Source organism: Haladaptatus sp. HS23 (genome assembly GCF_056892285.1).
Map to the genome: position 1 here is coordinate 1 of NZ_JBXGLH010000046.1, position 2,241 is coordinate 2,241.

General features: G+C 52.3%; 4 protein-coding genes. 3 read left to right on the forward strand and 1 reads right to left on the reverse strand.

Features of this window, described 5'->3' with window-relative positions; all coding sequences use genetic code 11:
* Positions 1-497: tyrosine-type recombinase/integrase (locus tag AC1XDK_RS30700; protein ID WP_483353819.1), on the reverse strand; the 497-nt coding region annotated here is incomplete at its 3' end.
* Positions 498-755: 258 nt separating this feature from the next.
* Between AC1XDK_RS30700 and AC1XDK_RS30705 the strand changes: the two genes are divergently transcribed.
* The 3 genes from AC1XDK_RS30705 to AC1XDK_RS30715 all read left to right on the forward strand — a co-directional run bounded on the left by AC1XDK_RS30705 (position 756) and on the right by AC1XDK_RS30715 (position 2,159).
* Complete coding sequence (locus tag AC1XDK_RS30705) at positions 756-1,004, forward strand: AbrB/MazE/SpoVT family DNA-binding domain-containing protein (protein ID WP_483353820.1); 249 nt, start codon at positions 756-758, stop codon at positions 1,002-1,004.
* Complete coding sequence (locus tag AC1XDK_RS30710; RefSeq protein WP_483353821.1) at positions 985-1,377, forward strand: PIN domain-containing protein; 393 nt, start codon at positions 985-987, stop codon at positions 1,375-1,377. Before AC1XDK_RS30705 ends, AC1XDK_RS30710 begins: the two co-directional genes overlap by 20 nt.
* 263 nt (positions 1,378-1,640) lie before the next feature.
* The gene (locus AC1XDK_RS30715) at positions 1,641-2,159 is read left to right on the forward strand and encodes a Na+/H+ antiporter subunit E (protein ID WP_483353822.1); all 519 of its coding nucleotides are present in this window, start codon (positions 1,641-1,643) and stop codon (positions 2,157-2,159) included.
* Positions 2,160-2,241: the final 82 nt, after the last annotated feature.

The following is a 2,241-nucleotide window of genomic DNA, read 5'->3' on the forward strand; positions in this document are numbered from 1 at the left end:
CGCGGTGAGACGTTCGCCTCGACCAGCAGGTGATTCGCCCAGCAACGACGTAAATCGTGAGTAGACACTCGTTGATAGTCGTCGTTTCCCGTCCCCTCGGCGGCGCGGTCGGCAGCGTTCTCAACCCAGTACTGGACGGTGCGTTTCGACCGTCCAATCAGGGGGTCACCGTCCTGAAGATCGGCCTGCTGGACGTACCGATTGATCGTTGCCTCGACCTCGACCGGTAACCATGTCTCGCGTTGCTTCCCGCCTCGGTAGCTCCCTGTCGTGTCCTTTCCGTTCGTTACTTCTAGCTCATAGTGACGGCCGTCATCCATGCGCGAGATGTTCGAGGGCGTGACGCCCAGAACTTCCGTCACGCGTAAGCCACAGTCGCCCATCAGTCGAATGGCGATTTCGTGTTCGAACGAGTCAGCGGCGCGCGGGATCGCGCGGTATTCCTCGCGACTGAGCCAGACATTGTAGGTGCCGTCTTTGTTCCGTTCCGTCCTCATTGCGTGTTAATCATGACTTTCGTGCAATATAGAGGTTGGGGACGGTGCTATCGAAATATTGAGTCGGGTGATTTCGGGAGGTTTGTGGGTTATCGATGTTTTTGATTGCACGTTTGTAGATGAACACGAAACGATGCCTTTCACGAGTTTTAACCACTCACAGAAATTGGAGTCAGTATAATCTACTAACTCAGACAGTCCTACGGAAGAGAAATTAGTGGGAAAAACCTAATATTGTCCCACAACGTATACTGATCCATGACAACGAAGACCGACGAACGCGGCCGATTATACCTCTCAAAGGATCTCCGAGCACGATATGGCGAACGATTCCATGTCGTCGAATATCAGGATCGAATCGAACTCGTTCCAGTTGACGAGGACCCACTTGAGGGGCTTCGCGAAGCGGTCGGTGATGCCTTCGAGGGCAAATCCGTTGATGAACTCCGCCAAGAGGCGCGTGATCAAGCCGTCGACGACGCGGAGAATGATGTTCGTCGAGACTGACTTTCTGCTCGCGCTCGCAAAAGACGACGATTGGTTACAAGAGCGCGCTGTCGCTGCCGTTGAAGAGTATGAAACGCTCGAAACATCACTCGTCGCGTTGGCGGAGTTTCTCGCCGTGAGCGACCGCTACGAGTTCGATCGCACACGAGCAATGGCCGACCTGCTCGATATTGTTACGGTCACCGACGAGGAAAAGCAAATCGCGTTGAAAGCCGCGAAGTATCAAGACGAGGAGGGCGCGACCGCGTTTGATGCTGTCCATGCCGCGACAGTCGAGACAAAGCGACTCGGGATACTTGCGTCCGATCACATCTATGACGATCTGGATATCGATCGCGTCGCCCTCGAGCCGCCCGAAGACGAGCGACCGTGACCCGATACACAGTGGGTGAGTTGGAATTCCGAAGTGACTACTGTCGCTTATGAAGTCAAACGACAGTGAATTTGGTCCACTTCTACATGAAGAGTGAATTAGTTGGGATCCATTTGTCTCACTGCCTCATGTTGCACTAAGCAATTGTGGACACACCCGATCTTGAGTGAAGAACAGCAACTGAAACACCGTTACTATAGAGCATAAACTGCCTACCTCATTTTTACATAGCTCACCCAAAATTATCATATATGAGACGATGGATGGCAATCGGCGGATCATTAGCCGTTGTCTGGCTTTTCATCCGTGGAATTGATCCGTACGATACCTCACCCTTCCAAATTCATGTCGCTGAAATAGTCGGTGAACTACTAATTGGGCTGAGCGTTGGATTAACGATCGCTTTCTTGCTTAGGGGAATGTATGCCAGGAGACTCCCCCTGACCGGTGTGAATTGGATTCAGCGCTTCTACTATGGGGGCGTCTATGTAGGGATCCTGAGCGTTGAAATCGTGAAATCGAATATCGATGTTGCAAGTAGAGTGCTACGCCCAACACTCCCCATCGCACCAAAAATTATCGAGGTGCCGCTTCGCGTCGACTCGGACCTCGCAATCACGATAATTGCGAATAGTATCACACTCACGCCGGGAACGCTCACGATGGATTATGTCTCGGAGCAGAATACTTTGTACGTTCATAGCATTGGCGGCGCGCCCGAAGATCTTCTCACGACTGTGAGACGGTGGGAAGAGATTTTGATTGCGGGCTTCGATTCGTGACTTCCGGGAGATCTGCACCACGGACTGCGCACAGATCGATTCGAGGGTTTCCGTGGGTTGTCCACTTCTGCTTATGGATTTA

Bases quoted from the DNA above. Each gene is read 5' to 3' on its own strand.
- AC1XDK_RS30715 (WP_483353822.1), top strand. From the start codon at position 1,641: ATGGCAATCGGCGGATCATTAGCCGTTGTCTGGCTTTTCATCCGTGGA.
- AC1XDK_RS30705 (WP_483353820.1), top strand. From the start codon at position 756: ATGACAACGAAGACCGACGAACGCGGCCGATTATACCTCTCAAAGGAT.
- AC1XDK_RS30710 (WP_483353821.1), top strand. From the start codon at position 985: ATGATGTTCGTCGAGACTGACTTTCTGCTCGCGCTCGCAAAAGACGAC.